This window comes from Neobacillus sp. 114 (genome assembly GCF_030127045.1).
In the GTDB taxonomy this organism is placed as follows: Bacteria; Bacillota; Bacilli; order Bacillales; family Cytobacillaceae; genus Neobacillus; species Neobacillus rhizophilus.
The window spans coordinates 5601112-5624193 of sequence record NZ_CP126144.1 but is presented as its reverse complement, the minus strand read 5'-3'; the positions used below and the strand labels follow the sequence as shown (position 1 = coordinate 5624193).

Here is a 23082-nt window from a genome sequence, read left to right as displayed (position 1 = left end):
GGCGGCTTTAGCCCTGTATTCTAAGGGACTAAAGCCGTTTTAATCCTTTTTGTAATCTTTCATGATTATAAAACTTTATGTATTCCTCAATGTCTTTTTTCAATTCTTCAAAGGTACTGTATATATTTAGATAATACTTTTCACATTTTAAGGTTCCCCAAAACGCCTCCATTGGTCCGTTATCAATGCACCTTCCCACTCCCGACATACTTTGCACCATTTTTGCCTTTTCAATTGCTTTTTGGACCGGTTTCTCCTACTTGCTCATACTTTTTTACCCATTGATTACACCTGTTGATAAGAGACTTTGAAATGCTCTGATGCTTGGTGATAAGTTTCCTGTTCGGAAGACAACACATCACAATTTCCAAACGCTCTTCAAGCGTTGTGGACCTACCTTTGATAATAGGGATACTCATCCTTTGAGTATCTCAGATTGTAGACAAAAGGCATTCGAAATGAGCCCATTCGGATGCCTATTCATCTGTGTTTTTTAGTGGAATATCAAGGAACTTCTCGACGGTATTCATGGACATGGGAATCTCGCAGAATACATAGGTATGTTAGATGTGGATAAATATGGTAACATCGCATTATGGAAATTTACAATGTCATTTACTAAATTTTGGTGTAAACTTTATTCTGCACTCACATGTATATAATTGATAAACGATATCACTTTTTAAAAAAGGGGATGGAATTATGAAGGAATTGATTGTATTAATTGTTCAAACAGTCAATTTAATGCACGATTTACTAATAGAAATTTTTGATTCGCTAGGTTATTCATTAACGGACAAAGATTTGCATTTTTGGGTAATTGGTATTATAGGTATGATTCTTTTTGTTCCTACCCATATTATATTTAAGTTTCTTTCAAAATGGAGTATCACTGTGGTCTCATTCATTTATACAATTACCGTACTACTAGTGATTGTATTTGCAATTGAGATTGAACAAAAGATAACAGGAAAAGGGAATTTGGAATTTGCTGATGTTATGGCGGGGGTGTATGGATTTATTTTTTTATTCATAATTTATTTGGCTTTTAAAATTATTATTTCAAAATTGGTGGGTTTTGTAAACAAGGAAAGACCAAAAGATTGATGGTCTTAGAGATTACCTTTGTTTTGTGTATTTACAAAAAACGGAAACGGAAAATTATTTCCAATTTCAATATTAATCTACAAAAATTAAAAAAAGGGTGTAAAATAAGTGCAGGAATGGCAGAAAATTAGAGAATATGTCGAAATACCATATTTAAAATGATATAATAATTCTGTTTTATATTATTGGTTAAGTTTGCCTTTTATTTTTCTGTGAATTATATTCGAGTGTATCCTAATCGAGGAAGATTACCTTAACGTTCTCATTGGTAGTGCTCGGCCTTATTGTGGGTCTTAGGTAGTAGGGCCTTAGGCGATGTCGTCAAAATTTGATGTGAGGGCGGGGCAGATGCCTGAATTTATGGTAAAAAATAGATATCTAATGGAAGAGTAAGTATAAAAAACACTTGGTTTTCCATTAAATATTTATTTTTGTCATTATAAATTAGATTCACTCTAGATAAAAAAGGGGAGGAAGATAGGGGTGACATTTAAAACGAGGTTGGTAGTACTCGCAGTGCTGGATTCCGTTATTGTATTAACGGCAGTCTTCATTAGTTATTTTATCTTGAATCCAGAGATGCAAATTTTTAAAATAACTATGCCTTTGGCTACTTTGTTAACGCTATTAATCTGCCATCATTTATTTGCGTCTATTTATAAACTTTATCAAAAGGCATGGGAATATGCCAGTGTCGGAGAATTGATAACAATTGTCAAAGCAGTCACGTTGACGATAGCGGTAACAGCAATTGTGCAGGTCATTGTGTTTCACGATTTGTATGCCAGGGCGCTTCTAATTACATGGATGTTGTACGTATTGTTAATTGGAGGCTCGCGCATTTCGTGGAGGGTATTTCGTGATAACTTTATCAATATACAAACAAATACTAAACGGACACTGATTGTTGGGGCTGGTGCTGGGGGTACATTAGCAGCGAGGCAATTACTCCATAATCATGAGATTGAATTAAAGCCTGTTGCGTTTATTGATGATGATCCGCTTAAGCTTCGATTGGACATCCTTGGCATACCGGTTGTGGGAACCTCCAGTAAAATAGCTCAAATGGTAGAAAAATACGAAATTGAGAATATAGTAATTGCAATTCCTTCGTTAGGCCAACTGGAGTTAAGTAGGATTATTGACGAGTGTGCGAAAACAAAAGTGAAAACACAAATAATGCCAAAGATTGAAGATTTAATGACCGGTAAAATTTCTGTTAATCAATTCCGGGATGTTCAGGTCGAGGATTTATTAGGCCGGGAGCCTGTGGAGTTGGATATTAACGGCATTTCGGAGTATGTATCCGGAAAAACAGTTTTGGTTACTGGTGCTGGTGGTTCGATTGGTTCAGAAATCTGCCGGCAAATATGTAAGTTTAATCCGAGGAAACTCGTTCTCGTCGGTCATGGCGAGAACAGCATTTATCATATTGATATGGAGCTGCGGAAAATCTATCAAAATTTAATCGAGATTGTACCGGTAATTGGCGATATTCAAGATCGGCAACGAATCTTTGAAATCATGGAAGAACATCGTCCTTTTGTGGTGTATCATGCAGCGGCACATAAACATGTACCCTTAATGGAATACAATCCTAGAGAAGCAGTAAAGAATAATATCTTCGGGACTAAAAATGTCGCAGAGGCTGCGGACACTTTTGGGGTTCATACGTTTGTGTTGATTTCCTCGGATAAAGCAGTAAATCCACCGAATGTAATGGGGGCGACGAAACGGTTTGCAGAGATGATTATTCAAAGCTTGGCGCAGATTAGTAACACTAAATTTGTTGCTGTTCGGTTCGGTAACGTTCTTGGAAGCCGTGGCAGTGTAATTCCTTTGTTTAAGAAGCAGATTCAGGCGGGTGGACCTGTGACAGTTACACATCCTGAAATGACACGGTACTTTATGACGATACCTGAAGCGTCACGGCTTGTGATCCAAGCTGGTTCGTTGGCACGTGGCGGTGAGGTATTCGTTCTCGATATGGGTGAACCAGTTAAGATTGTTGATCTGGCGAAAAACCTGATAAAGTTATCTGGATTTAATTTAGAGGAAATTGGTATACGGTTTTCTGGCTTGCGGCCTGGGGAGAAGATGTTTGAAGAACTCTTGAATGAAAATGAAGTGCATCCGGTTCAGGTGTATCCTAAGATTCATATCGGGAAAGCTAGAGTTATCAATGCGGAAGATTTAAGTAAATTAATCAATCGCCTGTTAGATCTATCGGACACGGAGATTCATGATATATTAATTTCGGTGGCTAATAACAAGTTTGAGAGTTTATCTAAAATGTTTGTGGTGAACTAGTATTAATTAAATAAGATTATACTCTCACTACATAATATTGGGGGGAGGAAAGGTTAAATACTTATTTAACCTTTTCTGATTGAGGTGGATAAAAGAGTGATTTATAGAAAATATATAAAAAATATTCTAGATCTTGTTTTTGCCTTTATAGGCATGGTAATTCTTTCGCCTGTTTTTTTAATATTAATTATTTGTATTAAGCTTGATTCTAAGGGTCCGGTGTTTTTTATGCAGCGTAGGATTGGAAAAGATAAAACAGAGTTTAATATTTTGAAGTTTAGGACAATGAAAATTGATACTCCAAAAGATATGCCTACACATCTTTTGAAAAGTCCTGAAACATATATTACTAGAGTTGGGAAGTTTTTGAGGAAAACTAGCTTGGATGAACTTCCGCAAATTATTAATATTCTTAAGGGAGAAATGAGTATTATTGGTCCGAGGCCATGCCTTTGGAATCAATATGACCTAATCGCTGAAAGAGAAAAATATGGGGCAAACGATATATATCCGGGGTTAACTGGTTGGGCACAAATCAATGGAAGAGATGAGCTACCGATTGAAGTAAAGGCTAGACTTGATGGTGAATATGTTGAGAAAATGAATCTCTGGATGGATGTTAAGTGTTTCTTTGGGACCATCGTAAGTGTCGTGAAAAGTGATGGTGTGGTTGAAGGTGGTACAGGAACAATTGAAGAGAAGATACGAGAAAGTCATAAGGCCAAGTTTTAGTCATTAAGGCAATAGAGGTGGAAAAATGCTGTTAGTAACGGGAATAACGGGTCATAGCGGTAAACATTTTTTGCAAGAATTGATTGATCATAATTACCGGGGCCATATTCGTTATATTGTTAGGGAAAATTCTGATACATCATTACTAGATCATTCAGGTTTAAATATTGAAAAAGTAGTTGGGGATTTAGATGACCAAGAGTTCATGAATGAAGTTATGATCGGTGTTAATACAGTGGTTCATATAGCATCTATCTTTTATTCGGTTACATTAATGAAGGCGGCTGTTAAAAACGATGTTAAAAGAGCTATACTCGTTCATACGACCGGTATTTATTCAAAATATAAGAGTGCTTCAGAGGAATATAAAGACATTGAAAAAAGTATAGAAAAAGTTATTAAGGAAAGTAAATCAAGAATCGGTCTAATTTATTTAAGACCAACTATGATTTATGGATACTCAAATGATAGGAATATGATTGTTTTTATTAAAATGGTAGATAGATTAAGGTTATTTCCAATTATCGATCAAGGAAAAAATATGCTTCAACCTGTTAACGGGAGAGATTTAGGTAAAGCCTACTATCAAGTGTTAAAAAACACAAATATTATGAATGGCGATTACATTTTATCTGGGGAAAAACCTATTACTATGAAAAATTTATTTGAGTTGATCAGTAATCTTCTGGGGAAGAGGACTACGTTTATAAGTGTGCCTTTGGCGCTAGGAGAATTTCTGGCCAAATGCCTTAAAGTTTTTTCGCTAGGTAAAGTTGACTATATTGAAAAAGTTCAAAGAATGGGAGAAGATAGGAACTTCTCCTTTCAAAATGCCATGAAAGACTTTGGATACTCCCCCATGCCTTTATCCGAGGGGTTAAAAATAGAAATTGAAGAGTATTTGAAAAAGGTTAATTAAATTTGGGGGCTTTTGTTATATGAAGATACTGGTTGTCTGTCAATATTACTACCCAGAGCCTTTTCGTATATCAGACATATGTGAAACACTTGTAAATAAGGGACACGAGGTAACTGTATTAACGGGGCTCCCAAATTATCCAGAGGGACGAGTGCTCGATGATTATCGCCGCGGTAAGAAAAGGATTGAAGTCCTCAACGGTGTCAAAATTATACGGTGTTTTGAAATTGGCCGAGGTAATAATAAATTAAGTTTATTCCTAAATTATCTAAGTTATGCGATGTCAGCATCGTTAAAGACTTTATTTATGAAAGAAAAGTTTGATGTAGTACTGGTGAATCAACTTTCTCCTGTAATGATGGGAATTCCTGCAATTGTTTATAAGAAAAAGCATAAGAAGAAGATCTTGCTTTACTGTCTGGATTTATGGCCTGATAGTTTAGCAGCAGGCGGAATAAAAGAGAATTCATCTATTTATAAGTTTTTCTTAAGAGTATCTAGGTGGATTTATAATTCGGCAGATTCCATAGCAGTTACTTCCGGTATGTTTAAGGAATATTTTAAAAATACACTTGGTGTGAATGAGGAAGCTATACTTTATTTACCGCAGTATGCAGAAGACATATTTGCTAGCAGTGTTGAAATCACTAAAAATGATAAATATAACTTTGTTTTTGCAGGGAATATCGGTGATATGCAAAGTGTAGAAACGATTATAAAGGCAGCAAATGAGTTGCGTGACCGTGCGGATATACTTTTCCACATAGTTGGTGATGGTTCCAAACTAGATGAATGTAGGGCCATTAGCAGCAAATTTGGGCTTGGCAACGTTGTGTTTTACGGCAGAAAACCTATTAGTGAAATGCCGCAGATTTATGGATTAGCAGATGCGATGTTAATAACATTAAAAAATAATAAAACTTTATCACACACTTTGCCAGGCAAGGTCCAATCTTATATGGCTTCCGGCAAGCCAATAATTGGAGCGATCGATGGTGAAACAAATTGGGTAATAAAAGATGCTGATTGTGGGCTATGTTGTGAGGCTGAAAATCATAAAGGATTGGCCAATCTAATCTTACAGTTTTGTAATAGTGATAAGAAAGAAAACATGGCTAGGAACTCATATGATTACTATATCAGGAACTACAGTAAAGAAAGATATATTACGTTATTAGAAGATACTCTAATTAACCTGGGGTGAAAAAGATGTTTGATGGTAAAACTTTATTAATTACAGGTGGGACAGGCTCCTTTGGAAACGCAGTAATGGAAAGATTTCTTGGTACTAATATAAAAGAAATTCGAATTTTTTCTCGTGATGAGAAAAAGCAAGATGATATGAGAAAACTTTATAAAAATAATAAGCTAAAATTTTATCTTGGGGATGTTAGAGACCTTGCAAGCGTTAAAAACGCTATGCATGGAGTGGATTATATTTTCCATGCTGCCGCACTAAAACAAGTGCCATCATGTGAATTCTTCCCTTTAGAGGCAGTAAAGACCAACGTATTGGGCACTGATAATGTATTAACTGCTGCTATTGACTATGGTGTGAAAAAGGTAATCTGTCTTTCGACCGATAAAGCTGCCTATCCAATTAATGCAATGGGTATTTCAAAGGCGATGATGGAAAAGGTTTTTGTTGCAAAGTCAAAAACTGTTTCACCTGATAAAACACTGATTTGTGGAACTAGATATGGGAATGTAATGGCTTCACGTGGTTCGGTTATTCCGTTATTTATTGAACAGATAAAAAGTGGGCAGCCGTTAACGGTTACCGATCCTAGTATGACAAGATTTCTAATGAGCCTTGAAGAAGCAGTTGAATTGGTTGTATTTGCATTTCAGAATGCTGAGGCTGGAGATATTATGGTCCAAAAAGCACCTGCAAGTACTATTGGTGATCTTGCACAAGCAATTAAAGAACTATTTAATGCTGAAAATGAAATAAAAATCATCGGTACGCGTCATGGTGAAAAATTATATGAAACTCTTCTAACTAGAGAAGAATATGTCGTTTCAGAGGATATGGGCGGATTCTTTAGAGTTCCTGCGGACCAAAGGGATCTCAACTACGATAAATATTTTGTAGAGGGAGATCAAAAGCTCACAACTATAGAGGAGTATAACTCTCAAAATACAGAACTACTTAATGTAGAACAAATAAAGGAAAAACTTCTTACACTCGAATATGTACAAGGGGAACTTAAGAAGTGGAAAAAAACATTTTACGCGGTTAATTAAAGGGTGGAACAAACAAATGAAAATTTTAGTTACAGGTTCTAAAGGCTTTGTTGGTAAAAACCTAATTGCTGAACTGAAAAATAAGGGATATAACGATATAAATGAATTTAATAGAGAAAGTGATATTTCTTTGTTAGAAAAATACACACAAGATTGTGATTTTGTTTTCCACCTTGCGGGTGTCAATAGACCAAACGATGATGCAGAATTTATGAAGGGTAACTTTGGTCTAACATCTATTTTATTAGAATTGCTCAAGAAATCCGGCAAAAAAGCTCCGGTGCTAATTACTTCGTCTATTCAAGCAGAAAGTGATAATCCTTATGGTAGAAGTAAGAGGGCAGGAGAGGAATTGTTATTTGATTATAATAAGGAAACGGATGTAAAAGTATATATATATAGACTGCCAAACTTATTTGGAAAATGGAGCAGACCTAACTATAATACGGTTGTTGCTACTTACTGCCATAATGTAGCGAGAGATTTGGAGATTCAAATAAATAACCCTGATGCTGAATTAACTCTTAGCTATATTGATGATTTATTAGAAGAGTTTTTAAGAGCTCTGGAAGGATTTCCAACTAAACAAGGAGATTACTGTATTGTTCCTGTGACTCATAAAATTAAACTTGGTGAACTGGCAAATACCATAAAAAGCTTCAAACAAAGCAGGGAGGATTTATCTATTCCTAATATGGAAGATGCTCTAACCAAGAAGCTTTATAGCACTTATTTAAGCTTTTTACCAGAAAATAAGTTTTCGTATGATCTTAAAATGAATTGTGATCAAAGGGGTTCATTTACTGAATTTATCCGAACATCTGAAAGAGGCCAGGTTTCTATTAATGTTTCAAAACCCGGAATTACAAAAGGAAACCATTGGCACCATACAAAAAATGAGAAGTTTTTAGTTGTAAGCGGGGAAGGGATAATACGATTTAGAAAGATAGATTCTGATCAAGTTATTGAATATAGAGTTAGTGGAAAAAAGTTGCAAGTTGTGGATATTCCTACTGGATACACCCATTCAATTGTAAATGTCGGCGAGGGTGATTTAGTAACCGTTATGTGGGTCAACGAGTGCTTCGATCCAGACAAGCCAGACACCTATTTTGTGGAGGTTTAATTGATGAAGAAATTAAAGGTTATGACAGTCGTGGGTACACGACCAGAAATTATTAGACTGTCGGCCGTTATTAATAAATTAGAAGAGTCAGAGGCTATTGAACATATTCTAGTTCATACCGGACAAAACTATGATTATGAATTAAATGAAGTGTTTTTTAAGGATTTCAACCTGAAAAAACCTGATTATTTTCTTAATGCAGCTACTGGAACGGCAGTTGAAACAATAGGGAATATCCTAGTAAAGATTGATCCTATTATGGAAGAAGTAAATCCGGAAGCATTTTTAGTACTAGGTGATACGAATAGCTGTTTATGTGCAATTGCTGCAAAAAGAAGGAAAATCCCTATTTTCCATATGGAAGCAGGCAATAGATGCTTTGATCAAAGAGTTCCAGAAGAAACAAATAGAAAAATTGTTGATCATACATCGGATATTAATTTAACCTACAGTGATATTGCAAGAGAATATCTTCTTAGGGAAGGATTTCCGTCAGATAGAATTATTAAGACAGGCAGCCCAATGTTTGAGGTACTTAACTCAAGAAAGAATGACATTGAGAACTCGGTTGTACTAGAGAGTCTATCTCTTGAAGAAGCAAATTATTTTGTTGTGTCAGCACATAGGGAAGAAAATATTAACTCGGAAAGCAATTTCCTAGATTTAGTTGATAGCTTAAATGCAGTTGCAGAAAAGTATAAAATTCCTGTAATTGTAAGTACGCATCCTAGAACTAGAAAAATGATTGAGACTAAAGGAATAGAGTTTAATCCGTTAGTCAAAATAATGAAGCCATTAGGGTTCAATGATTATGTTAAGCTTCAGATTAAAGCTAAAGCCGTGTTGAGTGATAGTGGAACGATAAGTGAAGAATCCTCTATTCTTGGGTTTAGAGCACTAAATATTAGACAAGCTCATGAAAGACCGGAAGCGATGGAAGAAGCATCCGTCATGATGGTTGGTTTAAAGAAAGAGAGAATCTTACAAGGATTAGAAATTCTTGAAACACAACAACGAAATACATTAAGGCATGTTGGAGATTATAGTATGCCTAATGTCTCTGATAAAGTATTAAGAATAATATTATCTTATACAGACTATGTTAACAGAGTTGTTTGGAGCAAATAAGGGAGAGGTTTATATGCCACATAGAGAATATCAAGTTTGTACAAACTGTGCTATGGATACAACGGATAGTAAAATTGTTTTTGATGAAAATGGCGTCTGTGATTATTGTAATAGTTATTATAATGAAATCTTACCTAATTGGCAGCCTAATATAAATAACGAAGCTGAGTTAGAAAAGATTGCAGCGCAAATACGTGAGGCTGGAAAAGGGAAGAAATATGATTGTATTCTTGGACTAAGCGGCGGAACGGATAGTTCATATCTAGCTTATATTGCTAAAGAAAAGATGGGTTTAAGACCATTGATATATACAGTTGATACCGGCTGGAACTTGAATGTTGCTGTTGAAAATATTGAAAGACTGGTAAAAGCACTGGATTTGGATATGTATACTGAAGTAATAAACTGGAATGAAATGCGTGATCTACAACTTGCATTTTTTAAGTCACAAGTAGCATATCAGGATTTACCACAAGACCATGTTATTTTTGCAGGGTTGTATAATTACGCCGTAAAACATGGCATTAAATACGTATTAACTGGTTCAAATAATGCAACAGAATGTGTCCGACCTCCAATTGAGTGGGTTCACCTAAATGACCTGACATTAATAAAAGACATTCATAAAAGATTTGGAAAGGTTAAGCTTAAAACTCTTCCAATGTGTGGAATGTTTAAATATAGATTACATTACGCATATATTAAAGGAATGAAGCGTGTTGCCCCTCTAGATATTATTCACTATGACAAAGATGCAGCGGAAAAGGAATTAAAGGAAAAGTTCGGTTGGGAAAAATACGAAAATAAGCACTATGAAAATATCTTTACAAGGTTTTATGAAGGATATTATTTACCTAAAAAGTTTGGGTTTGACAAAAGAAAGTCTTATTTTTCTAACTTGATCTTAACAGGACAAATGACACGTGAAGAAGCTTTAAAAAAACTAGAAGAATCTCCTTATAATGAGGAAACGATGTTAGAAGACTTAGAATACATTGCAAAAAAACTTGGTATTACCAAAGCTGAATTTGAAGAAATCATTAATGGAGAAAACAAAACTTATAAAGATTATAAAAACTCATTAAGCTTAATTGAATTTTCGATAAAAATGGCTAAAAAACTAGGTGTTGAAAAACGTAATTTCCGATAATAAAAAAATTTATTAGGTGATGGAATTGATTGCAGTATTAGACTATGGAGTTGGAAATGTAAGTTCAATCATTAACATGTTTAAAAAAATAGGAGTACCTGCCATCCCAACGAATGATATAGCAGAAATTGAAAAGGCTGATAAATTAGTTCTACCAGGAGTTGGGTCATTTGATGCAGGGATGAATAAATTAAATAGTAGTGGAATGGTTGAGGCAATAAAAAACCATGCATTAAATGAACATAAGCCACTCCTAGGAATATGCCTTGGTATGCAAATGTTAGGAAGAAAAAGTGAGGAAGGTAACGAGAGCGGATTGGGATTAATTCCATTTGACAATAAGCGATTTGAAATAGATGGAATCCCTCAATTAAAAGTTCCACATATGGGTTGGGATATTACAATAAACAACATAAAAGATGACCCACTTGTTGAGTGCTTAACCCCTTTGCAAAGATATTATTTTGTTCATTCTTATCATGCTGTTTGTGATAGTGAAGAAAATGTATTAATGAGATGTGACTATGGGTATTCTTTTGCTGCGGCAGTAAAGAAGGGAAATATTTATGGTGTGCAATTTCACCCTGAAAAAAGTCATAAGTTTGGTATGGAATTACTAAGTAATTTTGCAAGGAGGGTATAAATTGTATAGTAGACCAAGATTAATACCCTGTCTATCAATTCAAGACCGTGGTTTAGTGAAGACAACTAAATTTACGAATCCTCGTTATCTAGGAGATCCAATTAACGCCGTTAAGATTTTTAACGGTAAGGGCGTAGATGAATTATGTATCTTAGACATTACTGCTACTTCCGAAAATAGAGGACCGGATTTTGAATATTTAAAAGACATAGCAAGTGAAGCTTTTATGCCGTTAAGCTATGGCGGAGGCATAACAACTCTATCAGAAATAGAAAAGTTATTTTACATTGGGTATGAAAAAGCTATCATTAATACCTCGTTTGTTACTAAGCCCGAATTAATTAAAGAAGCTGTAGAATTTGCTGGCAGCCAAAGCATTGTAGTGTCAATTGACGTTAAGAATGAACTGTTTGGTAAAAAGTCTTGTTATATAAATGATGGAAAGACTAAAGTGAAACATGATCCAGTTACTTTAGCAAAAAGAGCAGAAGAGTTGGGGGCAGGGGAGCTATTATTGAATTCCATTAGTTATGACGGTACTATGAAAGGTTATGATTTGGACCTTGTTAAAGATGTGTCTGAATCAGTCTCTATTCCCGTAATAGCTTGTGGTGGGGCTAAAGATATATATGATTTTAAAAGGGTATTAGAAGATGGGAAGGCTCATGCAGCAGCAGCTGGAAGTATGTATGTCTATTATGGGGCAAAAAAAGCTGTACTGATAACTGCACCTGAAGAACAAGAGCTAATTGATATAGGTATTTATAAACAGAATTAATTTATTAATTCTACAAAAGAGATCCTAACAAAATTTGAGATGAGTGAACGAGGCTATGAAAGTTTTAGTAACTGATAACGCACACTTATATAAAACTCCTGATGGTAAATATTACACACCATCAATATATAGTTATGAGTTTTTCAAAAGGTATTTGAATGTCTTTGATGAGGTTCGCTTTGTTTCAAAGACAAAGTATGTAGATACAATAGATACTTCAAATTTCCTCCTTGTTAGTGGTAAAGGATTAGAAATATATGAACTACCATGGTATCAGGGAATTAAAGGTATGCTAAAAAATATTTTCAAGTTGCTAGTTAGATATAGAAAAATATGTGATGGCTGCGATTGTTATATTTTTAGAGTATCTCAAATCGAGAGCTATCTGGCATATATTATTGGGAAAAGACGTGGAAAGTCCTTTGCTGTTGAGGTAGTTAATGATCCGTTCTCCTTTACTGATCTAAAGGGTATTTTTAAATGGATTAATATTAGGATGTTAAAACATATCGTTAAAAAGGCAAATGGTGCATCTTATGTAACAAAAAACTTCTTACAAGGACTCTATCCAAATAGAGCCATGCTAGAAGGTGAATGTGAAAGGTATTTTGAAAGTTATTATTCATCAATAGAACTTACGGAAAGTGATATTAGGAAACCCAAAACGTTTTCTGATACTAATTCTCCTTTTGAAATTATACACATATCAAATTCCATAAATAGTAACATTAAAGGTCATAAAACATTAATTGAGGCTTTAAAAATCGTCTGTAACCATGGTTATAATATAACAGCTTGTTGTATTGGTGATGGTAACTTAGTATCTGAGTTTAAAAGGTATGCAGAAGAATTGGATGTGGGCGATAAAGTACATTTTATCGGGAGACTCCATAGTAGACAGGAAGTATTGGACCGTCTTTCTAAAGGTAGCCTTTTTGTTTTTCCTACGTACACAGAGGGCTTACCAAGGGCAGTAATTGAGGCCCAGGCTGTTGGTCTTCCATGTATCTCAACTCCAGTTGCGGGAATCCCTGAATTATTAGATAAAAGGTATTTATTTGAACCTGAGGATAGTAAAAGCTTTGCTTATGAGATTATGCGTTTAATAAATAATACTGATGAACTAGAAGAAATGAGTTCTATAAATATAGAAGTGGCAAAAAGGTATACGAAGGAGAAACTGAATAAAAGAAGAACTGAATTTTATAGTAGGTTACGAAAGCTTGCTGAAAATGAAAATGATTAGAAAAAAATTAGCTTATAGTATGGTGGCATCATAATTCTGTTAATTTAAAAAGGCTTATTAGAAAAGGGGGGTTACTAATGGATGATTTGGTTTTGTTTTTAGATGGTAACTCTGAAAAAGAATTCTATAATAAAAAGAGAAATGAATATGAAAATGTAACTGCAACAAATATCTTTAAAAATAATAGTATTCTAAATAAGATTTTTCGGAAAATAATAATAAAAATGAAATTACCACTGTTACCTATGTTGTTTGGTGATTGGAAAAAGGAAATAAAAAAATATAGTACAGTAATTTTATCCACATCCATTTATAGTCTGCATATAGCTAATTATATACAGAAGAAAACTAATAGTCGAATTATACATTGGTACTGGAATCCTGTAATAAAATCAATAAATCCGAAAAAGATTATGGGCCAAAATACTGAGCTTTGGTCTTTTGATATTAATGATTGTAAGAATTATGGTATGAACTACATTTCAACTTATTATTTTTCTAATATTAAGCTAACGAAAACTAAAATTAAGAATGACATTTATTTTATGGGTGCTGATAAAGGAAGATTGGATAAACTTCTAAAATTAAAAGAAACATTCGAGAAATCCGACTTAAGAGTCAAAATGCATATTACCAAATCAGAGGAATCTAATCATAGAAGTTATTCTTTTATGCAAAGAATTCCATATCAAGAAGTTCTTGAAGGAATATCTGAAAGTATTGCTATACTTGATTTAGTTCAGGCTGGCCAAAGTGGAATGTCTCAAAGACCAATGGAAGCCCTCTTTTTAGAAAAAAAGTTAATTACTAATGATAAAAACATATCAAAATATGAGTTTTATAATAAAAATAATATATTTATTTTGGGTAAAGATGACATAAATAACATTGCAAGTTTTATTAATTCAGATTATGTACAAATTGATGAACAAATTATCAGAAAATATGATTTTGGGAATTGGTTAAATAGAATTTCAAATAGAAATTAGTTTAGAGGTGCAAAATGTGTTTTATGCAGCATCACTCTTGTTAATAATATTAGGTGTTTTGGTGAAAAATTCCAAAGTACTGTTATATGTTTCTTTTTTATTTTTATTATTATTATTTGGTGGGAATACTGATAATCCAGACAGGCTAGGATATTTAAATAATTACATTAGTTTATCAAAAGGAAAGCCTCTCTATGATTTTGAGTTTGGATTCCAACTACTTAATAAATTAGGTTTGAGTCTTGGATTATCGTATAATATCCTTCAATTTACTATTGCAACAATTGGACTATTACTAATAGTTAACACCATTAAATATTATAGGGCTAATATTTCTTTTGTATTTATTTTATACCTTATTTATCCATTTTTTATAGACGTTGTACAGATTCGAAATTTTTTAGCTATGTCTTTTATTATTTATGGAAGTAGATTTATTATCTCAACACAAAAAAACTATTTAAAATACACTATATTTGTTTTGCTGGCAAGTGCTTTTCATGTGACTTCTTTATTTTACCTGTTTGGATTGTTAACGGCATTAAAAGATAATAAAAAAACTATGTATACAATAATAATAGCATCTATACTAAGTGTTTTTTTTATCCCTATTATTTTACAAATTTTAAACGGATTTATACCCTCAGAAAAAATCACGGCATACTTCTTTACAGAAACAAGCTTATTTACAAAATGTATGGTTTTAGTATATTTCCTTACTTCAATCTTACTTGTATTAATATCTAGGAATATTATTTTGAATTCTAATAATGAAAATATCTGTGATCAGAACAATAAACTATCAAAGACTTTAATAAATGTTATTGATCCAAATGCTATTCTAAAACTTAATATTATATGTTTACTTACACTTTATTTTGTAATGAATAATCTAGATTTTATTAGGCTGTATAGAAATATTTTTGTTATAAATTATTTATTATTTGCTGTGGCTTTAAATAGTATTACAAAGAATTATAAGTACTATATTTTATTATTTAGTATTTTACTATTTGTTTCTGCTTCATTTATTCTTTTAGTGTTATATGTACCAACAATGAATATAGTTAAACAAGTTTTAGAAGATAATTTCTTCTTTTAAAAAATTAAAAAAGGGAAATGAGTGTTTACTGAATATATGATGAGGCTAAAAATAAATAATAAAGTAAATACTTTCATGAAGAATTTTTCATATTCACTGTCATCCAATTTAATTTCAATGGTCATTTCAACATTAGTTTTACTTATTGTTCCAAAATTGATAGGAGTAGAAGACTATGGATATTGGCAGTTATATCTATTTTACACCTCTTATGTGGGCTTTTTGCACTTTGGCTGGAATGATGGGATATATCTTAGATATGGCGGTAAAGAATATAATGAATTAAATAAAAAATTATTTTTTTCTCAGTTTTGGATGATGGGAATATTACAAATATTGATGGGTATTGTGATCATTGCTCTTTCTTATATATTTAGTTCAGACTCCAATAGATTATATGTTCTTATTATGACTTCTATTTATATGTTAATGGTAAATATTAGATATATGTTAGTCTACATTTTACTAGGAACAAATAGAATTAAAGAGTATGCTCAATTAACATTGATCGAGCGGATCCTTTTTTGTTGTTTAATTTTACTATTCTTATTCGGTGGAGTGAGGCAATACAAATTATTAATAGTTGCAGATCTAATAGGAAAATTAGTATCGTTAATGTACGCAATGTATTGTTGCAGGGATATCGTGTTTATGAAAATAACTAATTTTTATATTAGTTTAAGAGAAACTTATGAAAATGTTTGTGTTGGAATAAAGTTAATGTTTGCGAATACAGCCAACATGTTAATTATAGGGGTTTTTCAATTTGGAATAGAACGTACATGGAGTATATCAACTTTTGGTATCGTATCACTTACCTTAACTATTTCAAATCTTATAATGACATTTATTAATGCAGTTGGTATTATAATGTTTCCTGTTTTAAGAAGGACGAATAAGGAGAGGCTTCCTGGAATTTATACAACTATGAGAAACTTTTTAATGGTTCCCTTAACTGGTTTACTCATAGTTTTCTATCCTTTAAAATTTATTTTATCAGTATGGTTGCCAGAGTATAATGATAGTTTTATGTATATGTCAATTATTTTTCCTATGTTTATCTTTGAGGGGAAAATAGCTTTATTAATTAATACCTATTTAAAAACTTTACGGAAAGAGAAGTTGATGCTTGCTGTTAATTTAGGCTCAGTGATATTGAGCATAATATTAGCAATCATGTTCACAACATTATTAAAGAACTTAACCTTGATTACAGTATCAATTGTGTTGGCTTTGGCCTTTCGTTCTGTATTGGCAGAGGTATTCTTATCAAAAATACTAAATATTTCAGTGTATAAAGATATAATACTTGAATTGACTATGTCTCTGATATTCATACTAATTAGTTGGTTTGTAAATTCCTTGTTAGGTGTCATAGTTTATATTGTAGTATATGGATTATATTTATTAATCAAAAAGAGAGACATTAGAAATACATTTGATAATGTTAAACAGTTGGTGGTTGGGTAGAGGAGAAAATAGTACTTTCTCTATAAATGTAAAAAATTCCATTCTTTAAGATACTATAAAATAGATTAACTTTCTCTGCATGCGGAGTCTAGTATAAATGTCTACCAGTCTTTTCATGTGGCTTATCTTTTTACTGTGTTAAAAAATGTGATAGTCGGAAATTTCAGGAAATATATACCTTAATTTAATAAAATAATAGACTAAGTATACTAATACTGTATCAAAATTAATTCTCTTTCCTCTATAACAATGACTAAAAGATAGCGTACTAGGGTACTATTTAAGAATCAAGTACAAATAGGTCACCAAGTTAATAAATTATCAGTAAAGGAAGAAAAGTAGATGTATAAGATAGCAGTTGCAGGGACAGGTTATGTTGGTTTAGTGGCAGGTGTATGTTTTGCCGAAAAAGGCCATCAAGTAACTTGTGTTGATATTGATGAAAATAAAGTAAACTTAATGAAGTCTGGAGTCTCTCCAATCTATGAGGCGAATTTAGAAGAATTGATGAAGCGAAACTATTCAGCACGAAAAATTGATTATACAACTGATTACAAATCAGCTTATAAAAATGCAGATGCCATTTTCATTGGTGTAGGGACACCAGAACAGCCGGATGGTTCGGCTAATCTTTCCTATATTGCAACTGTTGCAAGACAAATTGCTGAATCTATTGAAAAAGATTGCCTTGTTGTTGTGAAGTCGACTGTGCCAGTTGGAACAAATGATAAAGTGGAACAATTCATCAATGATTTTTTAGTTCATGATGTAAGAGTTGAAGTAGCCTCAAATCCGGAATTTTTAGCACAAGGCTCTGCTGTATACGATACCTTACACGCTGAAAGAGTAATCATTGGAACAGAAAGCAAATGGGCAGAAGAGCTTTTGATGAAGATTTATGAACCATTCAATTTACCGATTGTTTCAGTAAATAGGAGATCAGCGGAAATGATTAAGTATGCTTCCAATGATTTTCTTGCACTTAAAATTTCCTATATGAATGATATTGCTAATTTATGCGAATTAGTCGGTGCGGATATTCAGGATGTAGCAAAAGGTATGAGTTTTGATGAACGGATCGGAAGTAAATTTTTAAATGCAGGAATAGGATATGGTGGGTCTTGTTTTCCTAAAGATACAAAGGCACTAGATTATATTTCTAGACAGAATGGATATGAGTTAAAAACTGTTAAGGCCGCAATTGATGTTAACAAGGAACAAAAAACTAGGTTATTCAAAAAAGCAAGTGAGAGATTAATTACATTTGATGGTTTAAAGGTAGCAGTATTAGGTCTAACATTTAAGCCTGGAACCGATGATCTACGTGAAGCTGCATCTCTTGAAAATGTTGCATTATTATTGGAAAAAGGCGCTAACATATATGCGTTTGATCCAGTTGGAACTGCAAATTTTGCTAAAATATATCCAGAAGGAAAATGTAGAAAAGGAAGTATCACATATGTTTCAAATATCCAGTATGCACTAGATGGGGCTAATGTTTGCTTTATTTTTACAGAATGGGGCGAAGTAAAAGCTATTGTACCTGAAACCTATAAGAAATTGATGAGAACTCCTTTGGTATATGACGGTCGTAATATATATCGTATAGAAGATATGCAAAAAGCTGGAGTTGAATATTATTCAATTGGAAGAAAGGCAGTTACTAGAGGCGTAATAAAGGAGTTGGAGAAACTTGCAAAACAAAAATCTATGTCCAGGTAAAACATATCTGATCACTGGAGCAGCAGGTTTTATAGGATACTATTTATCTAGAAGTTTATTACAAAAAGGCTGTAAGGTAATTGGTATTGATAACATTAATGACTATTATGATGTGAATTTAAAAAATACTCGATTAGAGCATTTAAAGCGTTATGATAATTTTACGTTTCTGAAATGTAATATATCAGATAAAGATTTGGTGATGGGAATTTTTGAAGAGTATCGGCCCAATGTAGTAATTAACTTAGCAGCTCAAGCGGGGGTAAGGTATTCAATTGATAACCCTGATGTCTATATACAAAGCAATATAATTGGATTCTTTAACATCCTTGAAGCTTGCAGATATTATCCCGTAGATCACCTTTTGTATGCATCTTCGAGTTCTGTATATGGAGCTAATAAAAAGGTACCATTTGAAGAAACGGATTTTGTTGACAACCCGGTATCACTTTATGCTTCTACAAAGAAATCAAATGAATTAATGGCTTATACATACAGCCATTTATATAAGATACCAGCAACAGGGTTAAGATTCTTTACAGTGTACGGACCAATGGGTCGACCAGATATGGCTTATTTTGGTTTTGCTAATAATTATTTTGCAGGAGAACCAATTCAAATCTTCAATGATGGTGATTTTGAAAATGACCTTTATCGAGATTTTACTTATATTGATGACATTGTTGAAGGAATCGAACGTCTTATTATTAATCCACCTGCAGGAGAAATTCAACATAAAGTATTTAATATTGGTAACAATAGACCCGAAAAGTTAATGGTATTCATTGAAACTTTAGAGAAAGCGTTAACCAATGCACTAGGAAGAGAAGTTTTATTTGAGAAAAAATTTGAACCTATAAAGCCTGGAGATGTACGATATACTTATGCATCGACAAATTTATTAATGAAAGCCATAGGATTTAAGCCAAAAACTTCACTAGATGAAGGTTTACAAAAGTTTGCGGATTGGTATGTGGATTATTATAAGGTAAAGTAATAAATTTAATACTTTCATAAAATGCTTTTCTTAGATTATAATATATTTTCTGATTTAGAAACAGGCATAGTAATTTTTAGATTAAAGCTATCGAAAGAGATAGCATTTTAAGTTGTTCTTATTAAAAAAGATAGTAATTTGCTTAATTTTTTTGAGCAAACCAATTAAGGATAGAGTCTAAACTTTGTATCCTGCTTTTGTTAATCTTGGAACCTGTAAATTTCTCAGTTTCCTGCTTATGTGAAAATGGTTGTAAAAGGATGTAAAGTTTTAGGAAGTGCAGGGGCATACTCTCATAAGGTGAAGAGATATGAAGTACAAATTGATGTAACACAGTTAGGAATCAAGTGTCACAACAAACTGAAGCTTCATATTTGGATACTAAAAATGATCGACTGTATTTATTAATGGGATAGGGGACAAAATATTTCTTGAACCCTATCCTCTAATCAAACTTATTAATTCTATATATAATAGTTTATTTGAATATAAGAAAGTTTTCCACTGTATCTAAGCCATTGAAGTGGTTTATCTTATCTTCCTACCTCTGCCTACTTTTTCAATGCATGTATCTTGGTAAATACTAATTTTTCCGCTGAATAATTGATTCGATTTATTGTTAATACAATGATTATTTGGACGTCCCTTTCCCTTTTGCTTATCTACCTAAGCAGATTACGGATAACAAATCATATCTTTGAGAATCCCGTTTTCTTCCCTTATTTCTGTTTGTTTCCGTAAGATGGATAACTGGATGGTTTCTTTTCTACAAATTCCCTCTTTTTTTAATTTATATGTTATTTTATATATAATTTATTTATCGAAAGGATATGACATTAATGAATACTATTGGTAGTCTGATGAAGGATCGGGATAATAACTACGATTTTATTAGATTATTAGCATCAATCACAGTTATATTTTCACATTCATTTCCCCTTTCTTTGGGAAAGTTTAATGGAAATGACCCTGATCCACTATATCAACTAACTGGAGATATTTCATTTGGACGGATCGCTGTAATTGTTTTTTTTATAATAAGCGGGTTCTTAATCACACAAAGCTATCTAAGGCATAATGACCCAAGCAACTATCTTAAAGCAAGGATACTAAGGATTTTTCCTGGATTAATTTTTATTGTTCTTTTCACCGTTTTTATTTTAGGACCAATAGTAACCACTCTGTCTCTTAATGAATATTTTAGCAATGGTGCAACATATGAGTATATCAAAGTTCTTTCATTAATTTTTATATCATATCCTTTGCCAGGAGTATTTGAAAATAATATATATCCTTCACTTGTAAATGGGTCGATATGGACATTATTTTTTGAATTTATATGTTATATAGGTATTATGATTTTAGGCTACTTGGGATTCCTAAGAAAAGGAATAATACTATTTATATACATTACTTCTTCCTTTCTAGCTGCAAAAAACTTTGGTGGAGATGGCTTTTATGGGAATGTTATAAATATACTTTCATTCTTTTCAGTTGGAATGTTATTTTATGCCTTTAAAGAAAAAATAAAACTTACTCCTAGAATATCATTCATAGCTTTTATTATTTTACTTGTTAGTTTAGTTTTTTACAAATTCTACTTTCTACCCATTATTACCACTTGTCTTGCATACATTATTATGTATTTAACTTATGCAACCAAACGAAAAATTAATGGCTCTAAATATGGTGATTTCTCATATGGAACGTATATTTTTGCTTTTCCAATTCAGCAATCGGTTACCTATTTTTTTGGTGGTACAATGTATTGGTGGGCTAATTTTCTAATTTCCTTTCCAATAATATTCCTAATGTCGATATGTTCTTGGCATTGGGTAGAAAAAAATGCACTTAAATTAAAAAAACAACCATTAGTTAAAAAAGAAGTTAATAAAATTGTGGCTTAAATTGCAAAGATGCTGTCTGTCTTGGTCTTTTTTTGACCAACGCAAAGAAGAGAAGCTATTTATCGCTTTTTCACATACTTAGTTAGATGGTTAGCCATTCAAAGAGGTTTGACAATTTTTAAAGCTAAAGATGGAATAATCTTATCTCCATCATCATTTTTGGAATTGATGGTTAAGGACACGGCTCGAAGGCAAAAGTCTTAACTGCGGTTAGCGCTCCAATAATCGAGTGTTCTTACATTTTATCTTTCCTAATAAAGGACGTTTCCACTAACTCGCGACTTGCGTTTATCTTAATAGAGATAGTACAGAGGAAGATCTTGGGTTTGAGGCTCTAACATTTATCCTTCACTAAAAAAGTAGCACAGACCATAGTCTGTGCTATTAATCTTGTATATTAATTAACTTTATTAAGTTTATTAATTTAATTCCAACTGCTCCATTAGTATCTGGTGAATTCTAGCTTTTTCCTGATCAGAAATTAATTGATAGGAAACGCCATTAATCATAGTTCCTTGAGCATTTACTTGCACTTGCTCGATTGAATTACTTGCAGACCTATATTTGCTTTGAATCGTCACCATCTCATTAAATGCAAGATTTGTTTTTACGTTGTTACCTAAGGCTGTAAAGATATCCCCATAATTCGTTAAGGAACTTAAACTTGCACCTTCATTTATAACCGCTTGTATGATTTGGCGTTGGCGCTGCTGTCTTCCAAAGTCGCCTCTTGGGTCCTCGTGCCGCATTCTCGCGTACGTTAAAGCTTTTTCCCCATTTAATTTTAATTGTCCCTTAGGGAAATGAAAACCCTCTTCTGTGAAATCTAAATCATTCTGAACGGTTACACCACCAACGGAATCTACAATATCTTTAAAGCCTTCCATATTGATTTGAATATAATAATCAATTGGAATATTTAAAAAATGTTCAATGGTTTTAAGTGACATATCAATGCCTCCAAAAGCATAGGCATGGTTAATTTTGTCTACTTTTCCTTTTCCAACAATTTCTGTTCGTGTATCACGAGGTATACTTAACATTTTAACAGAATTCGTATTTGGATTTACTGCCATGACAATAATGGAATCAGAGCGTCCGCGGTCATTCTCCCTTTGATCCACTCCTAATAAAACAACGGAAAATGGTTGTGCTTTATTTAATGACACTTGCTCTTCACGTTTATCGGATTTTTCTCTCTCAAGTGGGGTATGCATAGTTTCTACTGCACTTGTTAGTGAGTGATAAACAGAATATGCATATGCTCCTACTCCAATGAACAAAATGGCAAAAGTTATAAGTAAAACCTTTGGCCATCTGCGTTTTTTCTTTCTCTCTGTTCTAGACGGCATGTGAAATTCCCCCTACTAAAATAACTATATCGAAGTTGCACTATTTCTTATTGAAAGTTTTTGTTAGGAAAATCAGCCTATGCATTCGCCAATTTTCTACATAAATTAACTATATAATAATATCACAATTTTACTCATAAGATATCATGAAGTTTAA

The 23082-nt window shown here is 32.8% G+C and carries 20 protein-coding genes; 18 read left to right on the top strand and 2 right to left on the bottom strand.

Features of this window, described 5'->3' with window-relative positions; translation table 11 throughout:
* Window positions 1–28 precede the first annotated feature (28 nt).
* Window positions 29–172: an IS3 family transposase gene (locus tag QNN06_RS31495; protein ID WP_481819275.1), complete on the bottom strand. Its 144-nt coding sequence runs from the start codon at window positions 170–172 to the stop codon at window positions 29–31.
* Between the two features lie 530 nt (window positions 173–702).
* On the opposite strand from QNN06_RS31495, the gene QNN06_RS27645 reads away from it, so the two are divergent.
* The 18 genes from QNN06_RS27645 to QNN06_RS27560 all read left to right on the top strand — a co-directional run bounded on the left by QNN06_RS27645 (window position 703) and on the right by QNN06_RS27560 (window position 21573).
* Window positions 703–1107 carry a hypothetical protein gene (locus tag QNN06_RS27645; RefSeq protein ID WP_284036372.1) on the top strand — a complete coding sequence of 135 codons (405 nt, stop codon included), beginning with the start codon at window positions 703–705 and terminating at the stop codon, window positions 1105–1107.
* A gap of 483 nt (window positions 1108–1590) precedes the next feature.
* Complete coding sequence (locus tag QNN06_RS27640; protein WP_284036371.1) at window positions 1591–3417, top strand: polysaccharide biosynthesis protein; 1827 nt, start codon at window positions 1591–1593, stop codon at window positions 3415–3417.
* A 96-nt stretch (window positions 3418–3513) separates the two neighbouring features.
* Window positions 3514–4149 (top strand): sugar transferase, encoded by a 636-nt coding sequence (locus tag QNN06_RS27635; RefSeq protein WP_284036370.1) that lies wholly within the window; start codon window positions 3514–3516, stop codon window positions 4147–4149.
* A 25-nt stretch (window positions 4150–4174) separates the two neighbouring features.
* A complete protein-coding gene (locus QNN06_RS27630; RefSeq protein WP_284036369.1) occupies window positions 4175–5068 on the top strand; it encodes an NAD-dependent epimerase/dehydratase family protein in 894 nt (297 codons plus the stop codon).
* A gap of 19 nt (window positions 5069–5087) precedes the next feature.
* Complete coding sequence (locus QNN06_RS27625; protein WP_284036368.1) at window positions 5088–6272, top strand: glycosyltransferase family 4 protein; 1185 nt, start codon at window positions 5088–5090, stop codon at window positions 6270–6272.
* A 5-nt stretch (window positions 6273–6277) separates the two neighbouring features.
* Entirely contained in the window at window positions 6278–7315 is a 1038-nt protein-coding gene (locus QNN06_RS27620) for a polysaccharide biosynthesis protein (RefSeq protein WP_284036367.1), read from the top strand.
* A gap of 16 nt (window positions 7316–7331) precedes the next feature.
* Window positions 7332–8441 carry a capsular polysaccharide biosynthesis protein CapF gene (locus QNN06_RS27615; protein WP_284036366.1) on the top strand — a complete coding sequence of 370 codons (1110 nt, stop codon included), beginning with the start codon at window positions 7332–7334 and terminating at the stop codon, window positions 8439–8441.
* 3 nt (window positions 8442–8444) lie between these two features.
* Window positions 8445–9569 (top strand): non-hydrolyzing UDP-N-acetylglucosamine 2-epimerase, encoded by a 1125-nt coding sequence (wecB, locus tag QNN06_RS27610; RefSeq protein ID WP_284036365.1) that lies wholly within the window; start codon window positions 8445–8447, stop codon window positions 9567–9569.
* A gap of 13 nt (window positions 9570–9582) precedes the next feature.
* Complete coding sequence (locus QNN06_RS27605; RefSeq protein ID WP_284036364.1) at window positions 9583–10719, top strand: N-acetyl sugar amidotransferase; 1137 nt, start codon at window positions 9583–9585, stop codon at window positions 10717–10719.
* A gap of 25 nt (window positions 10720–10744) precedes the next feature.
* Window positions 10745–11362, top strand: coding sequence for an imidazole glycerol phosphate synthase subunit HisH (gene hisH / locus QNN06_RS27600; protein WP_284036363.1), 618 nt, complete (start codon window positions 10745–10747; stop codon window positions 11360–11362).
* 1 nt (window position 11363) lies between these two features.
* On the top strand, window positions 11364–12140 hold the full coding sequence (locus QNN06_RS27595; protein ID WP_284036362.1) for an AglZ/HisF2 family acetamidino modification protein: 777 nt from the start codon (window positions 11364–11366) through the stop codon (window positions 12138–12140).
* 55 nt (window positions 12141–12195) lie between these two features.
* Window positions 12196–13386 carry a glycosyltransferase gene (locus QNN06_RS27590; protein WP_284036361.1) on the top strand — a complete coding sequence of 397 codons (1191 nt, stop codon included), beginning with the start codon at window positions 12196–12198 and terminating at the stop codon, window positions 13384–13386.
* A gap of 77 nt (window positions 13387–13463) precedes the next feature.
* Complete coding sequence (locus QNN06_RS27585) at window positions 13464–14375, top strand: WaaS/CpsH family glycosyltransferase (protein ID WP_284036360.1); 912 nt, start codon at window positions 13464–13466, stop codon at window positions 14373–14375.
* A 16-nt stretch (window positions 14376–14391) separates the two neighbouring features.
* Window positions 14392–15477 carry an EpsG family protein gene (locus QNN06_RS27580; RefSeq protein ID WP_284036359.1) on the top strand — a complete coding sequence of 362 codons (1086 nt, stop codon included), beginning with the start codon at window positions 14392–14394 and terminating at the stop codon, window positions 15475–15477.
* A gap of 21 nt (window positions 15478–15498) precedes the next feature.
* Complete coding sequence (locus tag QNN06_RS27575) at window positions 15499–16947, top strand: oligosaccharide flippase family protein (protein ID WP_284036358.1); 1449 nt, start codon at window positions 15499–15501, stop codon at window positions 16945–16947.
* A gap of 342 nt (window positions 16948–17289) precedes the next feature.
* Complete coding sequence (locus QNN06_RS27570; RefSeq protein WP_284036357.1) at window positions 17290–18669, top strand: UDP-glucose dehydrogenase family protein; 1380 nt, start codon at window positions 17290–17292, stop codon at window positions 18667–18669.
* Window positions 18641–19666 carry a GDP-mannose 4,6-dehydratase gene (locus QNN06_RS27565; protein ID WP_284036356.1) on the top strand — a complete coding sequence of 342 codons (1026 nt, stop codon included), beginning with the start codon at window positions 18641–18643 and terminating at the stop codon, window positions 19664–19666. The genes QNN06_RS27570 and QNN06_RS27565 overlap by 29 nt, the downstream gene beginning before the upstream one ends.
* Before the next feature lie 839 nt (window positions 19667–20505).
* Window positions 20506–21573 (top strand): acyltransferase family protein, encoded by a 1068-nt coding sequence (locus tag QNN06_RS27560; protein WP_284036355.1) that lies wholly within the window; start codon window positions 20506–20508, stop codon window positions 21571–21573.
* A 419-nt stretch (window positions 21574–21992) separates the two neighbouring features.
* Here the strand turns inward: QNN06_RS27560 and tagU are convergent, their stop codons facing one another.
* Window positions 21993–22925: a polyisoprenyl-teichoic acid--peptidoglycan teichoic acid transferase TagU gene (gene tagU / locus QNN06_RS27555; protein ID WP_284036354.1), complete on the bottom strand. Its 933-nt coding sequence runs from the start codon at window positions 22923–22925 to the stop codon at window positions 21993–21995.
* Window positions 22926–23082 lie beyond the last annotated feature (157 nt).